Annotated in this window: 21 protein-coding genes and 1 other annotated feature; of the genes, 2 read left to right on the forward strand and 19 right to left on the reverse strand. The window is 42.3% G+C overall.

The annotated features are described in order from the left end of the window. Positions 1–120 precede the first annotated feature (120 nt). From SST62_RS0103950 to SST62_RS0104035, 18 genes are all read right to left on the reverse strand, one after another. A complete protein-coding gene (locus SST62_RS0103950; RefSeq protein WP_029180158.1) occupies positions 121–429 on the reverse strand; it encodes a DUF4298 domain-containing protein in 309 nt (102 codons plus the stop codon). After that, entirely contained in the window at positions 429–1,076 is a 648-nt protein-coding gene (pcp, locus tag SST62_RS0103955) for a pyroglutamyl-peptidase I (RefSeq protein WP_029180159.1), read from the reverse strand. The genes SST62_RS0103950 and pcp overlap by 1 nt, the downstream gene beginning before the upstream one ends. Next, positions 1,073–1,828 (reverse strand): class I SAM-dependent methyltransferase, encoded by a 756-nt coding sequence (locus SST62_RS0103960; RefSeq protein ID WP_029186377.1) that lies wholly within the window; start codon positions 1,826–1,828, stop codon positions 1,073–1,075. Before SST62_RS0103960 ends, pcp begins: the two co-directional genes overlap by 4 nt. A 63-nt stretch (positions 1,829–1,891) precedes the next feature. Further along, a complete protein-coding gene (carB, locus tag SST62_RS0103965; RefSeq protein WP_029186378.1) occupies positions 1,892–5,071 on the reverse strand; it encodes a carbamoyl-phosphate synthase large subunit in 3,180 nt (1,059 codons plus the stop codon). Between the two features lie 228 nt (positions 5,072–5,299). Further along, positions 5,300–6,379 (reverse strand): carbamoyl phosphate synthase small subunit, encoded by a 1,080-nt coding sequence (locus SST62_RS0103970; protein ID WP_029186379.1) that lies wholly within the window; start codon positions 6,377–6,379, stop codon positions 5,300–5,302. A gap of 678 nt (positions 6,380–7,057) precedes the next feature. After that, a complete protein-coding gene (locus SST62_RS0103975) occupies positions 7,058–7,981 on the reverse strand; it encodes an aspartate carbamoyltransferase catalytic subunit (RefSeq protein WP_029186380.1) in 924 nt (307 codons plus the stop codon). 58 nt (positions 7,982–8,039) lie between these two features. After that, a complete protein-coding gene (gene pyrR / locus SST62_RS0103980) occupies positions 8,040–8,561 on the reverse strand; it encodes a bifunctional pyr operon transcriptional regulator/uracil phosphoribosyltransferase PyrR (protein ID WP_011922318.1) in 522 nt (173 codons plus the stop codon). Positions 8,562–8,759: 198 nt separating this feature from the next. Beyond that, a complete protein-coding gene (locus SST62_RS0103985; protein ID WP_029186381.1) occupies positions 8,760–9,407 on the reverse strand; it encodes a Pr6Pr family membrane protein in 648 nt (215 codons plus the stop codon). A 45-nt stretch (positions 9,408–9,452) separates the two neighbouring features. Then, on the reverse strand, positions 9,453–9,791 hold the full coding sequence (locus SST62_RS0103990; protein ID WP_012775074.1) for a zinc ribbon domain-containing protein YjdM: 339 nt from the start codon (positions 9,789–9,791) through the stop codon (positions 9,453–9,455). An 80-nt stretch (positions 9,792–9,871) separates the two neighbouring features. Further along, positions 9,872–10,765, reverse strand: coding sequence for an RluA family pseudouridine synthase (locus SST62_RS0103995; protein WP_029186382.1), 894 nt, complete (start codon positions 10,763–10,765; stop codon positions 9,872–9,874). Next, positions 10,749–11,213, reverse strand: a complete 465-nt coding sequence (lspA, locus tag SST62_RS0104000) for a signal peptidase II (protein WP_029186383.1) — start codon at positions 11,211–11,213, stop codon at positions 10,749–10,751. The genes SST62_RS0103995 and lspA overlap by 17 nt, the downstream gene beginning before the upstream one ends. Further along, positions 11,206–12,120, reverse strand: a complete 915-nt coding sequence (locus SST62_RS0104005; protein ID WP_023370460.1) for a LysR family transcriptional regulator — start codon at positions 12,118–12,120, stop codon at positions 11,206–11,208. The genes lspA and SST62_RS0104005 overlap by 8 nt, the downstream gene beginning before the upstream one ends. Positions 12,121–12,155: 35 nt before the next feature. Beyond that, complete coding sequence (locus tag SST62_RS0104010; protein ID WP_153309595.1) at positions 12,156–12,341, reverse strand: transcriptional regulator; 186 nt, start codon at positions 12,339–12,341, stop codon at positions 12,156–12,158. A 193-nt stretch (positions 12,342–12,534) separates the two neighbouring features. Beyond that, positions 12,535–12,828, reverse strand: a complete 294-nt coding sequence (gene rpmA / locus SST62_RS0104015) for a 50S ribosomal protein L27 (RefSeq protein ID WP_009909754.1) — start codon at positions 12,826–12,828, stop codon at positions 12,535–12,537. Positions 12,829–12,874: 46 nt separating this feature from the next. Beyond that, positions 12,875–13,189 (reverse strand): 50S ribosomal protein L21, encoded by a 315-nt coding sequence (gene rplU / locus SST62_RS0104020; RefSeq protein ID WP_002941330.1) that lies wholly within the window; start codon positions 13,187–13,189, stop codon positions 12,875–12,877. Positions 13,190–13,224: 35 nt separating this feature from the next. After that, positions 13,225–13,400 (reverse strand) — a sequence feature (ribosomal protein L21 leader region). Between the two features lie 68 nt (positions 13,401–13,468). After that, positions 13,469–14,794 (reverse strand): branched-chain amino acid transport system II carrier protein, encoded by a 1,326-nt coding sequence (brnQ, locus tag SST62_RS0104025; protein ID WP_029186385.1) that lies wholly within the window; start codon positions 14,792–14,794, stop codon positions 13,469–13,471. A 121-nt stretch (positions 14,795–14,915) separates the two neighbouring features. Beyond that, positions 14,916–16,133, reverse strand: coding sequence for a tRNA uracil 4-sulfurtransferase ThiI (thiI, locus tag SST62_RS0104030; RefSeq protein ID WP_029186386.1), 1,218 nt, complete (start codon positions 16,131–16,133; stop codon positions 14,916–14,918). 1 nt (position 16,134) lies between these two features. Beyond that, complete coding sequence (locus tag SST62_RS0104035; RefSeq protein ID WP_029186387.1) at positions 16,135–17,277, reverse strand: cysteine desulfurase family protein; 1,143 nt, start codon at positions 17,275–17,277, stop codon at positions 16,135–16,137. 111 nt (positions 17,278–17,388) lie between these two features. Here SST62_RS0104035 and SST62_RS01000000111445 point away from each other — a divergent pair, with 111 nt between their 5' ends. After that, positions 17,389–17,802 carry a DUF6556 family protein gene (locus SST62_RS01000000111445; protein ID WP_032499324.1) on the forward strand — a complete coding sequence of 138 codons (414 nt, stop codon included), beginning with the start codon at positions 17,389–17,391 and terminating at the stop codon, positions 17,800–17,802. 179 nt (positions 17,803–17,981) lie between these two features. After that, positions 17,982–18,245 (forward strand): hypothetical protein, encoded by a 264-nt coding sequence (locus tag SST62_RS0104045; RefSeq protein WP_228376837.1) that lies wholly within the window; start codon positions 17,982–17,984, stop codon positions 18,243–18,245. Between the two features lie 18 nt (positions 18,246–18,263). Here SST62_RS0104045 and SST62_RS0104050 read toward each other — a convergent pair whose 3' ends face one another. Continuing rightward, positions 18,264–19,292: a threonine aldolase family protein gene (locus tag SST62_RS0104050; protein ID WP_029186389.1), complete on the reverse strand. Its 1,029-nt coding sequence runs from the start codon at positions 19,290–19,292 to the stop codon at positions 18,264–18,266. Positions 19,293–19,382: the final 90 nt, after the last annotated feature.

The raw sequence follows: 19,382 nt of genomic DNA on the forward strand, positions 1-19,382 counted from the left end.
CCAAACTCCTTGTCCCACAAGGGGTTAGCTATCCTTTGCATTTTTTTATGTGATAAAGTCGGGATTATAACACACTTTGACCAACTGTCAAGAAAAAAACTTGACAGGTTTTAAAAAATTTTATTGCTCGAGCATATCTGCTAGTTCTCTCAGTTGACTTGCTAGATTTGTACGGTCAAACAGTAAATTATAGACTCCATCTTCACTCAATACTCCGCAAGGAATACCATTGAAATCCCCCTTATTAGATAAATCAAGATCTTCCATATAGATCTGGCTCTGGTAATAATCTAATAACTGTAAATAAGTCGATTGTTCCTGATTGAGTTGGGTCACACTATCGGAAAGGGACTTGTTCAGCTCTAGATGCCTATTAAATATTTTTTCCATTTCCTCTACACGTTTTCTTGCTTCCATAGTATTTTTCATTAGTGTGTACTACCACCACCCTTTTTTATATCCTCTTTATCTCTATATTCAACGATTGCTCCTATGGCTACTTCAACTCCTCTTACAATATCGTTCAAAGACATGGAAGCCAGTCCTGGCTTGTCTACAACCTGCTCTGGCAAGAAGGGAATATGGAGAAAACCGGCCTTAGTCTTTGGAAATTGTTTCTCCGCCAAGTAAAGAGCTTGATACATGAGATGGTTGCAGACAAAGGTCCCAGCAGTATTAGAAACAGAAGCTGGAAGCCCAATCCTATGAATAGCTTCAACCATTGCTTTGATGGGTAAGGTGGAGAAATAAGCAGGCTGACCATCTTCTCGAATCGTTCTATCAATCGGCTGTTGCCCTTCATTGTCTGGAATGCGCGCATCGTCTTGGTTAATGGCTATACGCTCAGGAGTTAAATCAACTCGCCCACCAGCCTGACCAATACACAGTACCGCATCAGGTAAATGCTCTGCCATTTTCTCCTCTAAAACATCCGCAGCCTTGTCAAAAACAGTCGGAATCTCTACAAGAATAATCTCTGCACCAGCAATGGTCTTGGGTAATGATTTAATTGTTTCCAAGGCTGGATTGATAGCCTCGCCACCAAATGGGTCAAAACCTGTTACGATGATTTTCATACTTCCTCCTTCAAAATAATTTCTCCGTAGTGAAATTTTTGATTAGGTCTGACATGACGTTTAAAGCCAAATTCTTCAAAGACCTGATCTCGAAAATGAGCCTTTATAATCAATTTCTTCCTAGCTACTCGTTTAGCCTCAGATACAATTTCCTCCGTTAAACGGCTTCTATCAGCCAAACCAGACAAACCAGAAAGATTTTGTGATTCCTTGATTTCTTCTGAAAACATGGGATCAAAGTAAATGACATCAACAGACTTATCTATTTGCTCTTTCAAATAAGTCAAACTATCTGTCCAAATTGTCTGGATAGATTTCATGGCTCGATTGACCTCTTGCAGCCCACTATCAAAATCCTGTAAACCCCGACTCACAATAAAGTGCACTAGCTTAGAACTTTCCAAGGCTGTCACCCGATGACCAGCACTCGCTAACACTATGCTATCAGATCCCAAGCCCATAGTACAGTCTATTATTGATTGCTTTTCTTTTCCAAGCAATTCTAAAAGCGGATCTCTTCCAGACTTAATCCGCAACATGGCAGTATCTGGATGGAAAAATAAAACCTGCCCGACCCTCTGCTCTAGTATCAATTTATCCTTATAAAGAACCAAGACAGCCTCGTAGGTACCCAACATTTTTCCAACCGACTGCTTCTTTCTTTCCTTGTATTCAATTCCCAGTTCACTGGCAATCCGTCTAGCCCTATAGACCAGTCCCTCATCCATCCCAAGACTAGTTGTTACAATCATTTTCATACTCTTCAGTATATCAAAAAATCAGGACGAACTCAAAGCTCATCCTGATAGTAACTTCTATATCGCCTGTGTCATGAAGCTTCGGCTTTCCAGTACCTTGACCATGGCTTCTGCTGTATCAAGGGCTGTAAAGAGTGGAATTCCTCCTTCAATAGCAGAGCTTCGAATCACTTGCCCGTCACCGTCGGCCACACGTTTTTTACCAACCGTATTGATAATAGCCTGAACCTTTCCAGCTCGAACTAGACTAGGAATATCTTGACAGGACTCATCGCCTAATTTTCCAACAGTTGTTACGGAAAGACCATTTTCTGTTAGAAAGGCAGCTGTTCCAGCTGTAGCCAGTAGACCATAACCAAGTTCATGGAAGCGTTGGGCAAGACCAAGTGCTTCTTCCTTGTCTTCATCCGCAATGGTAAAGACAACATTACCAAACTCAGCTAGGTGCTGATAACTTGCCTCGAAAGCCTTATAAAGTGCTTTTTCTAGTGTCAAATCTGAACCCATAATCTCACCAGTAGACTTCATCTCTGGGCCTAATAAACTGTCAACTTTAGCCAATTTTGTGAATGAGAATACTGGTGCTTTAACGTGCACTTGCTTGCTCTCAGGATAAAGACCGTCTTGGTAGCCCAGTTCCGCAAGGCTTTGTCCCAAAATCAATTTGGTTGCAACCTGAGCCATTGGAATGTCTGTGACTTTGGATAAGAATGGTACCGTACGACTAGCACGAGGATTGACCTCAATCACATAAACCGTCTCATCCTTGATAACAAACTGGATATTCATCATACCGATACAGTTGAGGCCGATTGCCAAGCGTTTGGTGTAGTCTGCAATGGTCGCCTGCACTTCTTTAGACAGGGTTTGTGGCGGATAAACTGCCATCGAGTCACCTGAGTGAACCCCAGCTCGCTCGATATGCTCCATAATACCCGGAATCAAGACATCCTTACCATCTGAAATAGCATCCACTTCACACTCACGACCGACGATGTAAGAATCCACCAAAACTGGGTGCTCTGGCGAAGCCTTGACCGCCGTTCTCATATAAGAACGTAGGTCCGCTTCATTTTCGACAATCTCCATAGCACGACCGCCCAAGACATAAGAGGGACGAACAAGTACCGGGAAACCAATTTTGCGGGCCGCTTCTAGTGCTTCCTCTTCATTGGTTGCGGTTTGACCTGGTGGCTGTGGAATTCCAAGGTCTTTCAGGGCTTTTTCAAATAAATCCCTGTCTTCAGCTCTATCCAAATCCGCTACTTGCGTACCCAAGATTGGAATACCTGCTTTGGCCAATGGCTCTGCCAAATTGATGGCCGTCTGGCCACCGAACTGAACGATAACCCCTTTTGGTTTCTCAAGGTCAATCACATTCAAGACATCTTCCAAGGTCAACGGCTCAAAGTAAAGCTTGTCCGAAACTGAAAAGTCAGTTGACACTGTTTCAGGGTTTGAGTTCATAATGATGGCTTCGTAGCCAGCCGCTTGAATGGCCTTGACCGAATGCACCGTTGCATAGTCAAACTCCACACCCTGTCCGATACGAATTGGACCAGAACCTAGCACCAAAACAGATTCTTTTTCCGAACGGATGGACTCATTTTCCCACTCATAAGCTGAATAGAAATAAGGTGTAGCACTTTCAAACTCGGCTGCACAAGTGTCCACCATCTTATAAACAGGGACGATTTTGTGTTCAGTCCGAAGTTGACGAATGTAGGATTCTGTCCGTCCCCAGAGTTCCGCAATCTTGCGGTCTGCAAAACCGTATTTCTTGGCTTTTTTCAATAAGTCGATATTATCGTGATTGATTGCCAATTCCTGCTCGATTTCTAAGATATGAAGCAGCTTATCAAGGAAGAAAAGATCAATCTTAGTCAACTGAGCCAGTTCTTCTACTGTATAGCCACGTCGAAGAGCCTCAGAAAGATAGAAAAGACGATCATCCTGTGCCTTGACAATCTTTTCAACCAATTGGTCATCTGTTACTTGGCTGAGTTCAGGCATTTCATTGTGATAGACACCGATTTCCAAAGACCGGCAGGCCTTGAGCAAACTTTCTTCGATATTACGACCAATAGCCATGACCTCACCCGTTGCCTTCATCTGCGTTCCAAGACGACGCTCTCCTTTTTCAAACTTATCAAATGGGAAACGTGGAATTTTTGCCACAACGTAGTCAAGAGCAGGCTCAAACATAGCATAGGTTGTTCCTGTAACAGGGTTCACCATTTCATCCAAGGTCAAGCCAACCGCAATTTTTGCTGCCAATTTGGCAATAGGATAGCCTGTCGCTTTCGATGCCAAGGCAGAGGAACGGGACACACGTGGGTTTACTTCAATGACATAGTATTTGAAACTATGGGGATCCAGTGCCAACTGCACATTACAACCGCCTTCGATTTTGAGGGCACGGATGATGCTGAGACTGGCATCACGCAACATCTGGTTTTCAATATCCGAAAGCGTCTGCGTTGGGGCAAATACGATAGAATCTCCTGTATGAATTCCCACAGGGTCAAAGTTTTCCATGTTACATACGACCAAGGCATTGTCAGCCGCATCCCGCATCACTTCGTATTCAATTTCCTTGAAACCGGCAATGGAACGCTCAATCAAACACTGGGTCACCGGTGACAATTTCAGACCATTTTCCGCAATCTCACGCAATTCTTCTTCATTGGCACACATACCACCGCCAGTACCACCTAGCGTGAAGGCTGGTCGAACAATGACTGGATAGCCAATTTCAGCAGCAAATCCCAAAGCCTCATCAACTGTTGTCACAATCGTTGACTCAGGAATAGGCTGATTGAGGTCTTCCATGAGTTGTTTGAAGAGGTCGCGGTCCTCTGCCTGATCAATTGCAGACAGTTTGGTTCCCAACAGCTCAACTCCAAGCTCATCTAAAATACCAGCCTTAGACAATTCCATAGCCATGTTAAGACCAGTCTGACCACCAAGGGTCGGCAAGAGAGCATCCGGACGCTCCTTCCGTAAAATCCGTGTGACAAATTCAAGCGTAATCGGCTCAATATAAACCTTGTCCGCAATTTCCTTGTCTGTCATGATGGTTGCAGGGTTTGAATTAACCAAGACAACACTATAGCCTTCTTCCTTCAAAGCCAAACAAGCCTGAGTTCCAGCATAATCAAACTCCGCAGCCTGACCGATAATAATCGGACCAGACCCAATCACCATAATTTTCTTAATATCCGTACGTTTTGGCATAATTTTAAGATATTAAGGGCGTTAAGCGGACACAGTCAAAATAGGAGTTTGACCAAGAACGCTTGCGTTCGAGGAAAAACTATCTTTTTGACACAGTCCGTAGCCCGAATTCAATTACAAAATCCGAGCAACAGAACACCCCTTCTCCTTTCTATTCGTCGCCTCTCTGAGCGACATTAAATAAGATAAGTCCGACGCAGTAAGGTTTAACTCGATATCAGTTAAACCTTACTGCCCTTTTTTAAACGAATCCATCAAATCCATAAATTCATCAAACAAATAGCTAGCATCGTGTGGACCAGGTGCTGCATCCGGGTGGAATTGAACAGAGAAACCTGGATGATACTTGTGGCGCACCCCTTCTACAGATTTATCATTGATTTCCTCATGGGTAATCATCAAACATTCTGGCAAATCCTCACGAGCCACAGCGTAACCATGGTTCTGACTGGTAAAGTCCACTCGACCTGTCGCAATTTCACGAACAGCATGGTTGAAACCACGGTGACCAAACTTCATCTTGTAAGTAGTGGCCCCATTGGCCTTAGCAAAGAGTTGGTGGCCCATACAAATACCAAAAATTGGAATTTTCCCAAGAATCCCACGAATCATTTCTAGCGCTTCTGGAACATCATCTGGATTTCCTGGGCCGTTTGATAGCATGACACCATCAGGATGGAGGGCAAGAATTTCTTCAGCAGTCGTATCATAAGGGACAACTGTCACATTGCAATCACGCTTGGCTAACTCTCTAAGAATAGAATGTTTCAATCCAAAATCAACCAGAACGACACTACGTCCAACTCCAGGTGCAGGATAGGCTGTTTTTGTCGATACTTGCTGGATATTGTTGGTTGGCAAAACAGTCGCTCTCAACTGGTCTGTCAAATGCTCCACAGAATCACCGACATTTGCCAAGGTTGCCTTCATGGTACCGTGCTGACGAATAATTTTAGTTAAGGCGCGTGTGTCAATGCCAGAAATTGCTGGAATTTTCTTAGCCTTTAAGAATTCATCCAAAGTCATCTGGTTACGCCAGTTGCTTGCTCGACGAGCCCACTCGCTAACCACAACACCCTTACAAGTCGGCTTGATTGACTCATAATCATCACGGTTAATCCCGTAATTTCCTACCAAGGGATAGGTAAAGGTTAAAATCTGACCATTATAAGACTGGTCCGTGATGGATTCCTGATAACCTGTCATCCCAGTTGAGAAAACCAACTCACCAGTCACATCCATATCAGCACCGAAGGCCTCCCCTTCAAAAATAGTGCCATCTTCTAAAATCAAACGTCTTTTTGACATAATCTATGATACAAAGCCCGTTAAAAGGACAAAGTGAAAATAGGAAATTCGACGCCGACGCTACAAGCGTCAAGACGATATTTATCTTTTTCACACAGTCCTTAGGGCGTGTTCGAATATAAAAATCAAATCTTACTCGAACCTGTATCTTCTCCTTTCTATTTTCTATCTCTCCGGATAGAATTAAATAATAGTCCGACGTTTGTACGGTTAATTCGAAAATAATTGACTGTACAAACTAGTGTCAGAGTTAGCAAAGGTCCCATAGGACTTTGCGTAGGATGACAAATGCTTTAGCATATCATCCGACTTGCTCTGACCGACGCAGTAAGGTTTAGCTTGATATTAGATAAACCTTACTGCTAGTGCAAGGGATAGCCTTAAAGTATATCACCATTTCTAAGAGCAGGTGTCAACATCTCAGCGCAGTGGTTGATTGGTAAATTTGTTCGTATTCTATACTCCAAATTTAACCTAATCAACTGTGCGGGGGTGGGAAGACGAACTCTTTCTTACTTTTCGAGTTCTTTCCCACTCCCAGGTGTAGGGAAATAAGTTGCTTGCAACCATTGACCTGTCCCTTGCCTTTCTATTTGTCACCTCTCTGAGCGACATTAAATAAGATAAGTCTAACAAATTTCTAACTGCTTAGTTCTAAGATACCTGAACAGTTTACTTTTAAGCCTTGCCATTGACAATTGCTTCCAAAATTGCCATCCGAACAAAGACACCATTTTGCATTTGACGGACAATACGTGATTTTGGCGCCTCTACCAATTGGTCATCAATTTCTACATCACGATTGACAGGAGCTGGGTGCATGACAATAGCCCTATCTTTCAAGCGTTTGTAGCGGTCCTCTGTTAAACCATGCAAACGGTTATAAGTTTCTTTAGAGAAACCACCATCACCATCATGTCGTTCGTGTTGCACACGGAGCAACATCAGTACATCTACTGTTTCCACAATATCATCAATATTCAAATGCTGACCATAGACATCAAATTCCTCTGCGTACCATTCCTCCGGTCCAGCAAAGAAAATCTCAGCTCCCAGACGTTTCAAAATTTGCATATTGGACTTAGCAACCCGTGAGTGTGTAATATCACCTGCAATGGCAATCTTCAAGCCTTCAAAAGTTCCAAATTCTTCATAAATAGTCATCAAATCAAGTAGGGATTGGCTTGGGTGTTGACCTGAACCATCACCACCATTAACAATTGAAGTCTGAATGGTAGGACTATCAATCAATTGCTTGTAATAATCCACTTCCGAATGACGAATCACGCAAATGTCTACCCCAAGTGCCGACATGGTCAAAATGGTATCATACAAGGTTTCACCCTTATTGACTGAGCTGGTACGAGCATCAAAGTCAATCATTCCCATATCCAAACGAAGCTCTGCCATTTCAAAAGACTTATGCGTCCGAGTTGAATCCTCAAAGAAAAGGTTAGAAGCATAGTACTTCCGATCCAACTCTACCTTTTCACCGCGTTTAAAAGCAATACCACGTTGAATGAGTCCCAATACTTCTTCATTTGAGAGGGTCTCCATTGTAACCAAGTGTTTGAGTGAAACTTTACCATTTGTAATTGTCATGATGATAATACCTACCTTTATGATCTAGATGTAGAATGATAATTTGTAAACGAAGCGACTATGCACCTTCAACCAGAAGGACAGCATCTTGACCATCGATTTCAGCCATGTGCACAATGATTTCTTCAGAACGGCTAGTTGGAATATTCTTCCCAACATAATCTGCTCGAATAGGCAACTCCCTGTGTCCACGATCCACAAGTACCGCTAAACTAACACGAGCTGGACGGCCCAAGGACACTATGTTGTCAATAGCAGCACGAATAGTTCGTCCTGTATAAAGCACATCATCTACTAATATAACATCACGATCGTTGACATTGGCAGTCATATTTGTCGTATCATCTTCTACCTTCATGTCATCTCGAAACGGCTTGGTATCCAACTCTCCCAACGGAACGTCGATACCCTCTAATTGCTTAAGCCTCTCCTGAATCCTCTTTGCAATGAAAACACCCCGTGTTTTAATCCCTGCAAGGACAATATTATCCAAATTCTTATTCCGTTCGATAATTTCATAAGTGATACGGGTGATGGCCCGCTTCATGGTCATATCGTCAACGATTTCTTTTGTCTTCATAAGACCTCCAAAAGTATAGAAAAAGTCTCCTTATACAAGGAGACTATGAAAATATAGGCTAGTTAGAACCAACCTGCTTAACATCCGACTCCTTGTCTGCCTCTCTGGACAGGTTTTAAAGGATTTATTAAGCAGAGTATAGCATAAAATCTCAGCCTTGACAATTTTTTTCTGAAAAAATATAGAAATTATCGGATTTTACTGAGAATTTTTTCCAAAAGACAATGAAGTCTTAAGTTTTATGGATTTAAGTCCCGCCAATAGAAAACCGCAGACTAGATAGGCGACAAAGATGACTACGGCATAAGTCAAGACATAAGCCCAGCCATACTTGGGCACATTGAGGAAGAAATAGGCAAAAGGACTATCCTTAGCATCAGGAATAGGAATCTTGATAAAAAAGCCATTTATCAAACCAAAAACCATGTAAAACAAGGGCAGGGTGGTCCACCAAATCGGATCAAACCACATGTATTGTCGTTGTCTGTCCACAAGCAAGGTATCTAACAGGAAATAAAGGGGAACAATATAATGGCAGAGTAAATTCTCAAGTCGCCAGAAATCGTCTGCCAAAGGGGCCAACATAAAGTGATAGACTACACAAGTAATCATGATGGACATGGTTACTGCTGCCTTGAGCCGTAAAAACTTTGCCGATTGTAAGTCAACCCCCTTCTGCATGGCATAGACCATATAGACAGCAAACAGAGATACTAATAAATTAGATTGCACCGTATAATACATGAGCATCCCGATACCATATTTAATGATTTCTAAGGCGGTACCTGTGATGGCTAAAATGGCTAACAGGCATCTACTGTAAAACAAAATACTTTGATGTTTCATAATATCCTTTCAAAAACAGGAAAAGACTGGTTAACCAGTCCTCTCTTAGATTTTCTTAACAAATTCAGATTTCAGCTTCATCGCACCGAAACCATCGATTTTACAATCAATATTATGATCGCCTTCAACGATACGGATGCCTTTAACACGTGTACCTTGTTTAAGGTCCTTAGGCGCACCTTTCACTTTCAAATCTTTGATAAGCGTCACAGTATCGCCGTCCGCCAAACGATTACCGTTAGCATCAATTGCAACAGGTCCACTTTCTTCCTCAGCTACATCTGCTGGGTTCCACTCGTAAGCACACTCAGGGCAAACCAAGAGGGCACCGTCTTCATAGACATATTCAGAATTACATTTTGGACAATTTGGTAAAGTTTCCATTCTTACTCTCCTTAACATTTTTCATGTTCTAGTATAGCATTTGTTGAAAAAATGGGCAAGATGATAAGGTTTTCATACTATTATTCAGCCTTGCGCAGTTTTTCAAGTGTCTCCTGAAAAATAGCTGGCGCTTCTGCCGTAAATTCAACAACCTCACCAGTTCTCGGATGGGTAAATCCAAGCGTTCTGGCATGAAGAAATTGGCCATGCCCTTTAAGTGTTTTCCTTGGGCCGTAAGCTTCATCACCCGCAACCGGATGACCAATATAAGCCATGTGGACACGAATTTGGTGAGTTCGTCCTGTTTCCAAGGTCAATTCCACCAAAGTGTAGTCACCAAAACGTTCCAGAACCTGAAAACGTGTCACAGCTTCTTTCCCTTTGGCAGTCACCGCTTGTTTCTTGCGGTCTTTTTCAGAACGACCAATCGGCGCCTCAATTACTCCACGATCGTTTGGTAGATTGCCGTGTACAATGGCCCAATACTTACGAAGGGATTTCTTGTCTTTCAATTCAGCAGCAAGCTTTGTATGGGCATCATCGTTTTTAGCAACCATGAGCAGGCCAGAAGTATCCTTATCAATCCGATGAACAATTCCTGGTCGCAAGACACCATTGATGCCTGACAAATCTTTTACGTGATAAAGGAGAGCATTAACTAGCGTTCCAGACGTGTGACCAGCCGACGGATGAACGACCATCCCTTGAGGTTTATTTACAACAGCAACATCCTCGTCCTGAAAGACAATCTCTAAAGGAAGATCCTCAGCAACATAGTCGATTTCTTCTACTTCTGGAATTTGATAGGTTAGGACATCCCCAACCTGTACACTATATTTAGCTTTTTTAGGCTGTCCATTGACCAAAACCTGACCAGCCTTAATCTGCTCATTTGCAACCGAACGAGACAAATCCGTCAAATCCGACAATGCCTTATCCAAACGAATGCCACCAACCTCAACTCTTACTTCCATTACTCTCTTCTTTCATAATACAAATAAATAAAATACCTACACCAACTGTCAGACAAACATCTGCTACATTAAATACAGGGAAACTAATAAAATCCAAGTGAAACATGTCCACCACATATCCCAGTCTAAGACGATCAATAAAATTCCCAAGAGCACCAGCAATCATCAAAGACAGACTGAATAGAGTCCAGATATTGCCCTTGATCTGTTTGATATAGTACCACACTAGGCCTGTCACAGCTACAATTGTCATTATCGTGAAAAACCACTGCTGATTTTGTAAAATCGACCAGGCTGCACCATAATTTCTTAGATAAGCTAAGCTCATCAATCCTGGTATAAATTCCGTTACCGTATCTAATTCAACATTGGCAACTGTCCAAGCTTTTACAAGCTGGTCCAGACTAATTAATACTACCATCAAAAATGGAAATCCAATTTTACGCATTTTCATCCTTCTTCTTATCAAAATATGCCTGCATGGTTTCAATAAAGTCTTTGGCACAAGAACTAAGTTCATCATTGGCTCGTTTAACGTAGACCATGCGATTGTCTACCTTTCCTTTGAGAGGAATTACTGTAATGCCATTGACACTCTCATCATCAAGATAGCCCGAACCAGTTGCATAGGCATCCGTACGCTCCAAAATTCCATTCAAAGTAGCACGGTCTGTCACATCAAACACAACCGAGGAATCCGACGTATCAATCAAGTTCTCGGAATAATAGAGATAAGCCTCTTTTTCTTGAGTGAACCGTACGGTAGGTAGACCTACCAAATCTGCTGGCTCAATCTCAGCTTTCTTTGTCAAAGGATGATCTTCACGAAGGTAGATATGCGTCTGAAATGCAGACAAATCTACAGCTTGCAAGTGAAGTTTATCCAATTTCTGCATGATTCCTTTTGTATTTCTCTCGTTCAAATAAATAATACCAAGCTCGCTATAACCTTGAGCAACCTCATCTAAGATCTGTACTGTAGTCGATTCAAAAATGCGAAAATGAGGGTACTGCGGGTGGCTTCGAGAGAACTCCGTAATCAATGGAGGAAGAAAATCATAATGCTGACTTGAGATTGAAAAAGTCTTCTCACCTTCTTCAGGTTGCAAATAGAGATGCTCAAACTGATCAAATCCCTTAACTAAAGCCTGAGCTTTCTCATAGAATTCCATCCCTTTTTGTGTCAAAAAAGTTCCTGAACTAGTTCGGCTAAAAATTTGAAAACCTAACTCTTTTTCCAAATCACGAATGGAAATAGACAAACTAGGCTGGGAAACATACATTTTTTCCGCTGCCTCACGAAAAGTCCCGCTATTGGCAATCGCCACCACATAGCGCAATTGTTGAATATTCATACCCGATACCTCTTAAAACTGCTTCTACCATTATATCAAAAAACGCAAGAATTTGCTGAACTCTTGCGTTTTCGCAAATAGACTATTCTTCTCTTATATAACTTCCAGGTTCCTAATTTCTCTTCTTCAACTGCAATTTGAAAGGATTTGGAATTTCTGTTCGCCAAATCATCGATGGCTAATTTTACTAAGTTGGAACCTATCCCACTTCCTCCGAACATTTCATCTACTCCTGAACGTAGAACTTATAGGAAGCGCAACAGTGCAGAAGGCAAAATATTTTTATCCTATATAGAAGATATTGCCGTCTTGAATCACTTCTATCGTACACTTTTAAAAATATCAAAATCAAATTACAAAAAAAAGACTCTCCGAAAACAACTCGGAAAGCCTATTGTTAAGCCATTTTCAGACTTATTTTGCGATTGGGTAAACAGATACTTGTTTCTTATCGCGACCTTTACGTTCGAAGCGTACAACGCCTTCTACTTTAGCGTAAAGAGTGTCATCTCCACCACGACCTACGTTAGCTCCTGGGTAGATTTTTGTACCACGTTGGCGGTAAAGGATTGAACCACCTGATACAGTTTGGCCGTCAGCAGCTTTCGCACCAAGGCGTTTCGCTTGTGAGTCACGACCGTTTGACGTTGAACCTCCACCTTTTTTGTGGGCCATAAATTGCAAGTTAGCAAGATTCAAGTTTAACATATGTTATTCCTCCGAATTTCTGTAATGATTGCTTCAAGCTACGCGATTAAGCGTTGATAGCGTTGATAACAACTTTTGTGTAAGGTTGACGGTGACCTTGTTTGCGGTGGCTACCTTTTTTAGGTTTGTACTTGAAGGTAACAACTTTTTTCTGTTTACCTTGTTTTTCAACAGTACCAACAACAGTAGCGCCTGCTACGAGTGGAGTACCCACAACAGTTTTCTCACCACCAACAAGAACTACTTCTTCGAAAGTAACTTCTTGACCTGCTTCAACGTTCAATTTTTCAACGTAGATAGCTTGACCGACTTCAACTTTAACTTGTTTGCCGCCAGTTTTAATGATTGCATATGTGCTCATTATGCACCTCCTATGATTTTTGGGTCTTGCCCGAATTTTATGTGAAGACTCGCCTAGTACCGTGGGACGAACCACTTTATCTTGCTCAATAAAAATTAAGTTCAGACTAGGCGACGCAGACGCAGGTAGAACTTAGGTTCACCAAGTTAAGTCAACGACGTTTGAGCTTAATTTTTGCAGAGCAACGGCATTCGTGCGGTTGCACAGGATGTGTGCATAGTCAACTATTGTAATATACCAAAAAACACTCGCAAAAGCAAGTGTTTTGTATCACTTTTCTTACATTTCGAAAACTTCGCTCTCCTGCTTGTTTGGTAAGAATAGAGAGAGGACAACTCCGACAAGAGCTGGTAATAACCATGCTAATGATTGTCCAGCCAATGGCAGAGCTGAGATGATTTTTGAAACAGCAGTCCAGTTGAATTGTCCTGCTAACACTTCTACCAATGACAAAGCTGTCACTACTCCCACAGTTAATTGCATACCATAAGTGGAAAGCGGTACAAATTTGTTGACAATGGTAATTAAAACAATACAGATGGTAGTTGGATAAAGAATCAAAAGAACTGGAATAGAGAAGGTGATGATATTGTTCAAACCAAGATTGGCAATCCCAAAACCAATCAAGGTAAAGACGGTCGCATATACTTTGTAGCTAAAACGTGGGAAACGCTCAGCGAAAAATTCACCTGAAGAAACAATCAAGCCAGCCGTTGTCGTAAAGCAAGTAACAATCACCATAGCTGCCAAGAAAATTTGTGCACTTGGTCCAAAAATAGCCTGTGTTGCTTGCGAAAGAATGTAAACACCCTTGTTGGTATCGGAAGCCAAAACATCAGCAGGAACTGGGAAATGATTTCCAAGGAAGGCCAAACCAACATAGAGCGCCGAGAAAGCCAAGGCTACTATCAGACCAACTGACCAAATGGTAGATACATATTCCTTTTTGCTTGAGAAACCAAGTTGTTTTAAGGTATTCACCGCTACGACACTAAAGGCAATAGAGGCAAGGGCATCAAGGGTATTGTATCCTTCAATAAATCCTGTACCAAATGCCTGTCCAGCTGAGTAAGCATCTGCTGCTGGTAGTGGACTAGTCGAACCATACTTAAAGATACCCAGCACCACCAGAATCACAATCAGAACGGCAAATACTGGTGTCAAAATACGACCAATACTGTTTAAGATTTGAGATGGATTGAGGGCAATCAGATAAGCTGCCACAAAGTAAAGAGCTGTAAAGCCAAACAACCAGAGACCCAGATTCGCATCGCCCAACAAGGGTGCAATACCAATTTCAAAGGACGTTGTAGCTGTACGCGGAATAGCAAAGAAAGGACCGATAGCCAAATACAAGGCAACAAGATAAATCGTTGCAAAAGTCGGTGAAATCTTGCGAGAAATCTCATGTACATAACCTTTGGGGTTCAATGTTCCGACAATCAGGGCAATGACAGCAATACCGACACCCGATACGACAAATCCTAAAATAGCTGGCCAGAAATTCTCACCAGATAAGACACCAAGTGCAGGTGGGAAAATCAAGTTTCCTGCACCAAAAAACATACCGAACAGAAGTAATCCTGTTAGGGCTCCTTTTTTCATAAAAACTCCTTTGTTTTTTTCTGAAGTCTTATTATATCATACAAATTCAATTTTTCCGAACGATTCGAATTAAAAAATCCAGCAATAACTGGATTTAAATGTATGTCAAAACAATTGAATTCTACAGTAAGTCTTCAATCAAACTATCCACTTCGTCTTTCACTTCTTCTTTCGGTGTGATTTCAGTTACGATAATCCCAGCCACCGCTCGGTCCACCAAGCCTTCTACATCCATGCGGGCTTCGTATTGCTCGACATTTTTGATTTTAGGGTTAGTTTTTGGACGGTCAGGGGCAAAGATGGTACAGCAATCCTCAAATGGCTGAATGGAAATGTCAAAGGTATCAATTTCTTGAGCAATATCAATGATTTCCAACTTGTCCATGGTAACGACTGGACGGATAACAGGTGTATTTGTCACCGCATTGATAGCCTGCATGGATTCCAAGGTCTGACTTGCCACTTGTCCTAGACTTTCACCATTGATAATAACCATAGCACCACGCTCTTCCCTTACTCGGTCTGTAATCCGCATCATGAAGCGGCGTGTCAAGGTCATCAAATAAGCTTCAGGTGCTTTTTCCTTGATTTCTTCCTGAATTTCTGTAAACGGCACTTCGATAAAGGTGATATTACCACCAAAGGCAGTCAATTTACGAGTCAAATCATGGGCCTTTTTAAGTGCACCCGGGCTAGTATAAGGCGGACTTGCAAAGTGCAGGGCTTCGATTTCAACCCCACGTTTCAGTGCTAAATAGCCCGCAACAGGCGAATCAATACCACCTGATAACATAAGCGTTCCTTTTCCAGATGTTCCAACTGGGAGGCCACCCGCCCCCTTGATTTCTTCATGGGAAATATAAGCAGCGTCAGGACGAATTTCCACTCGCAAGGTAATATCTGGTGACTTCATCTGTACCTGTACATTTGGAATAGCTGTAAAAACCGCATCTCCAAGGACTTGGTTGAGGTCACGACTGTCCAATTCAAAACTGTGGTCGCTTCGACGCGCAGCAATCTTGAAGGTCATCCCTTCCTTGTAAATAGACTGCATAATCTCCACAACCGCCTCTTTCAAGGCTGGAACAGACTTTTCAACCTTATAAGATGGTGCGAAATTTTGGATTCCAAAAATCTTCTTCAAAGAAGCTGAAACTTCCTGATAATCTGCCCCATTCAAATAGACATGACCACGGTCACGGTCAAAATAAACGGTCACTTCTGGATAAACAGAAAGGACATGCTTGATATTATTGCGGAGTTTGTTGATAAACCGCATCTTGTTTTTCCCTTTGGTTGACAATTCGCCATAGCGAATCATAATTTCTGAATAGTTCATTCTACCTTACTTTCTGTGTGTTCTGATAAATTTGTTTGAAAATCGTGAGGAATTGTTCGATTTGCCCCATATCGTTGTCATCATCCAAGCTGATACGGACGGCAGTTTGAGCCAACTTCTGCGGAACACCCATAGCAATCAGTGTTCCAGCTGGTTTTCCAGCCTTGGACGAGCAGGCTGATGTGGTCGAAATGTAAATCTGGTGGTCTTCAAAGGCGTGGACAATGACCTCGCCACGAATATTCTTAATCCCAAACGTCACAATGCTTGGCACAAAGTGCTCTAGACCAGAAAAGACTGTCACATCTGCATATTTGCCCAATTCATCCACCAGGATCTGCTTCATAGCCGCCAGCCGCTTCTGGCTATCTACCGCCTTGTCCAAGGTCAAGCGGAGCGCCTTAGCCGTTGCTGCAATACCAGCCACATTTTCAGTAGTTGAGCGTTTGTCGCTTTCCTGTCCTCCTCCTGTCAATAGCGGAGCGATTTTCTTGCCAGCTTTGACATAGACGAAACCTACTCCTCTGACAGAGTGGAATTTGTGACCTGAAAAACTGGCAAAATCAACTCGGTCTGTCAAATACCGTTCCGTCGGCACTTTGACGATAGCCTGCACGGCATCCACATGAAAGGAAATGGTTGGCTTATCAGCTAACAGTTGAGATATTTCCTGAATGGGCTGAATGGCACCAATTTCATTGTTGACGGCCATGATAGAAACCAGTGTGGTATCTGGACGAATCAAGCTTTCTAAGGCTGAAACATCCACAAAACCTTTGGCATTGACCGGAGCCAAATCCACCTCAAAACCTTGCGTTTTGAGCCAAAGTGCTGACTCTTTTACCGCAGGGTGCTCGATAGCTGACACGATGATGTGCTTGCCCAGATGAGCCTTTTCAAATGCTACTCCCTTGATGACCCAGTTGTCACCTTCTGTACCACCTGAGGTGAAAAAGATTTCCTTGCTGTCCTTGCCAAGCAATTCTGCGATTTGCTTACGAGAAGCTTCTAAGATACGGGTCGCCTGACTGCCCAGGTTGTGGAGACTGGACGGGTTACCCCAGATTTTTGTCGCCACTTCCGTATAGGTCTTGAGAACTTCTGGATAGACCTGAGTCGTGGCTGCATTGTCAAAATAAATCATTTTTTCATTCCTTTGCTTGCAATAGTCCTATTTTATCACGTTTTCAAACCTTTCGCCAATCTTTAAGATAGTTTTAAACTTCCTATCTTAAACTAAAGGTGGAGGTACATCATGAACACACGTAAGAATACAAATAAAAAACCGGCTGGTTTAACTAATTTTCAAAAATATTTAACCTTTATCGGATCTATTTTAGGGATTATCACTGCCTGCATCACTATCTACACCTTTACAGCAAAACCTACAACATCCTCAACATCTCCAAGTACTACCATTTCATCATCCAGCGCCACTAGTCCCAGCCAATCATCAAGCGACAATCCATTAACAGAAGTACAAGATTCAACAAGTTCAAGCTCCGAAACAACATCCTCAACCCAAACCGAGACCAGCTCTTCAGTAGAGTCTACTGCCTCTTCCTCGTCTACAGAAATGTCTGCTACCCAAGCTTCGGAGACAATGACAGAAACCAGCACTAATACAGAGGTAACTAGTGGGGCATCCGAAACGACTTCTAATCAATAGCACATAAATATTTGTTTTGCTTTCTTGGATTTGATATACTAATTTCAGTAGGGTACAATATGCAATACGTCATTCTAAAAACGCCGATTTTCGTTTGGCTACTGATTTTTGCGCTTATACAAATCTTCGTCTTATCGTCATTTTTACCAGAACCATTTGATACTCGTTCATTGCTCCCCATGGGAGTATTAACCGGCTGTTCAATCAGGGTTTCCAGTGAAGTTAAAGACCAGAATGGCCAGTATGCTCCATTTAAGTACTTATGGTGGGTCATACTAGGATGGACTGGAATCGGTATTCTATTTGGTATCACTATAAAAGCACCACTAGAATTGCACATTGCCCTGATTGTACATGCAATCGCAGGAGGAATAGGCTACCGCCTTATTGAACGTTATGCAGTTTATCGCTATCATTATTTACAGACTAAAAAGAAAGGCTAACCCTTTCTTTTTTGATTACTATAATCTATTTCTCAATTCATCAATATCTGCTTGACTAGTTGACCAGCTGGTCGCAAAGCGGATGATACTGTGGCTATCGTCGTATTTTTCCCAGAAGCCATAGGCAATTCCAGCTTCTGTCAATCTAGTCAATTCTTCATTCTTAACAATAACGAATTGCTGATTGGTCGGGGATTTGAGGTAGAATTGAAAGCCTTTCTCTTCCAAAATCTGGATCAGTTGCTCTGCCATTGCGATAGCATGATGCCCCAATTCAAGATACAAGTCATCAGTAAATAAGCAATCAAACTGGACACCCGCCACTCTTCCTTTCGCCAACAAGGCACCATGGTGTTTGACAATCGATACGAAATTCTTTGGCAGGTTGTTCTTTGTAAATACCAAAGCTTCCCCCATCAAGGCACCGAGTTTTGTCCCACCAATGTAGAAAACATCTGTCAGCTCTGCAATTGTCTTCAAATCAAGATCCGTTTCACGAGCAGCAAGACCATAACCCAAACGAGCTCCATCTAAAAAAAGCGGGACGTTGTGATGACGACAAACTGTTGACAAGGCTTCTAACTCTGACTTGCTATAAAGTGTACCATACTCTGTTGGATGGGAAATATAGACCATACCAGGATGAACCATATGAGCATGATTAGCATCTGCATAGAAGTCATTGATAAAGCTATCCACGTCATCAGCTGTCATTTTGCCTTCTTTATGTGGCAAAGTCATGACCTTATGCCCTGTGAACTCAATAGCTCCGGCTTCGTGGGTAGAAATGTGACCAGTATCTGCTGCAATGACACCCTCATAAGATGCCAATATAGAAGAGATGGCAATTTGATTGGTCTGTGTACCACCTGTCAAAAAAGTGATTTGTGCATGAGGGCAGGCAGTTGCCAGTTTAATTTTTTCTATAGCAGACTCTGTATAGGAATCCGTGCCATAGCCGGATAATCCCTCTTGATTGCTTGCAACTAAGGCTTCTAGCAAGGCAGGGTGGGCACCTTTATTATAATCATTTTCAAAATGTAACATGATTTTCTCCTAAATGAATCGAGTAGGGACTAATTTCTAGTCCCTCTCACACCACCGTGCGTGCCGTTCGGCACACGGCGGTTCAACTAA

Origin of the sequence: Streptococcus suis YS56 (assembly GCF_000440115.1) — a bacterium.
GTDB classification, from domain to species: domain Bacteria; phylum Bacillota; class Bacilli; order Lactobacillales; family Streptococcaceae; genus Streptococcus; species Streptococcus suis_L.

Coding starts and splice junctions, on each gene's coding strand:
- SST62_RS0103950 (WP_029180158.1), bottom strand. CDS start 429: ATGAAAAATACTATGGAAGCAAGAAAACGTGTAGAGGAAATGGAAAAA.
- pcp (WP_029180159.1), bottom strand. CDS start 1,076: ATGAAAATCATCGTAACAGGTTTTGACCCATTTGGTGGCGAGGCTATC.
- SST62_RS0103960 (WP_029186377.1), bottom strand. CDS start 1,828: ATGATTGTAACAACTAGTCTTGGGATGGATGAGGGACTGGTCTATAGG.
- carB (WP_029186378.1), bottom strand. CDS start 5,071: ATGCCAAAACGTACGGATATTAAGAAAATTATGGTGATTGGGTCTGGT.
- SST62_RS0103970 (WP_029186379.1), bottom strand. CDS start 6,379: ATGTCAAAAAGACGTTTGATTTTAGAAGATGGCACTATTTTTGAAGGG.
- SST62_RS0103975 (WP_029186380.1), bottom strand. CDS start 7,981: ATGACAATTACAAATGGTAAAGTTTCACTCAAACACTTGGTTACAATG.
- pyrR (WP_011922318.1), bottom strand. CDS start 8,561: ATGAAGACAAAAGAAATCGTTGACGATATGACCATGAAGCGGGCCATC.
- SST62_RS0103985 (WP_029186381.1), bottom strand. CDS start 9,407: ATGAAACATCAAAGTATTTTGTTTTACAGTAGATGCCTGTTAGCCATT.
- SST62_RS0103990 (WP_012775074.1), bottom strand. CDS start 9,791: ATGGAAACTTTACCAAATTGTCCAAAATGTAATTCTGAATATGTCTAT.
- SST62_RS0103995 (WP_029186382.1), bottom strand. CDS start 10,765: ATGGAAGTAAGAGTTGAGGTTGGTGGCATTCGTTTGGATAAGGCATTG.
- lspA (WP_029186383.1), bottom strand. CDS start 11,213: ATGCGTAAAATTGGATTTCCATTTTTGATGGTAGTATTAATTAGTCTG.
- SST62_RS0104005 (WP_023370460.1), bottom strand. CDS start 12,120: ATGAATATTCAACAATTGCGCTATGTGGTGGCGATTGCCAATAGCGGG.
- SST62_RS0104010 (WP_153309595.1), bottom strand. CDS start 12,341: ATGTTCGGAGGAAGTGGGATAGGTTCCAACTTAGTAAAATTAGCCATC.
- rpmA (WP_009909754.1), bottom strand. CDS start 12,828: ATGTTAAACTTGAATCTTGCTAACTTGCAATTTATGGCCCACAAAAAA.
- rplU (WP_002941330.1), bottom strand. CDS start 13,189: ATGAGCACATATGCAATCATTAAAACTGGCGGCAAACAAGTTAAAGTT.
- brnQ (WP_029186385.1), bottom strand. CDS start 14,794: ATGAAAAAAGGAGCCCTAACAGGATTACTTCTGTTCGGTATGTTTTTT.
- thiI (WP_029186386.1), bottom strand. CDS start 16,133: ATGAACTATTCAGAAATTATGATTCGCTATGGCGAATTGTCAACCAAA.
- SST62_RS0104035 (WP_029186387.1), bottom strand. CDS start 17,277: ATGATTTATTTTGACAATGCAGCCACGACTCAGGTCTATCCAGAAGTT.
- SST62_RS01000000111445 (WP_032499324.1), top strand. CDS start 17,389: ATGAACACACGTAAGAATACAAATAAAAAACCGGCTGGTTTAACTAAT.
- SST62_RS0104045 (WP_228376837.1), top strand. CDS start 17,982: ATGGGAGTATTAACCGGCTGTTCAATCAGGGTTTCCAGTGAAGTTAAA.
- SST62_RS0104050 (WP_029186389.1), bottom strand. CDS start 19,292: ATGTTACATTTTGAAAATGATTATAATAAAGGTGCCCACCCTGCCTTG.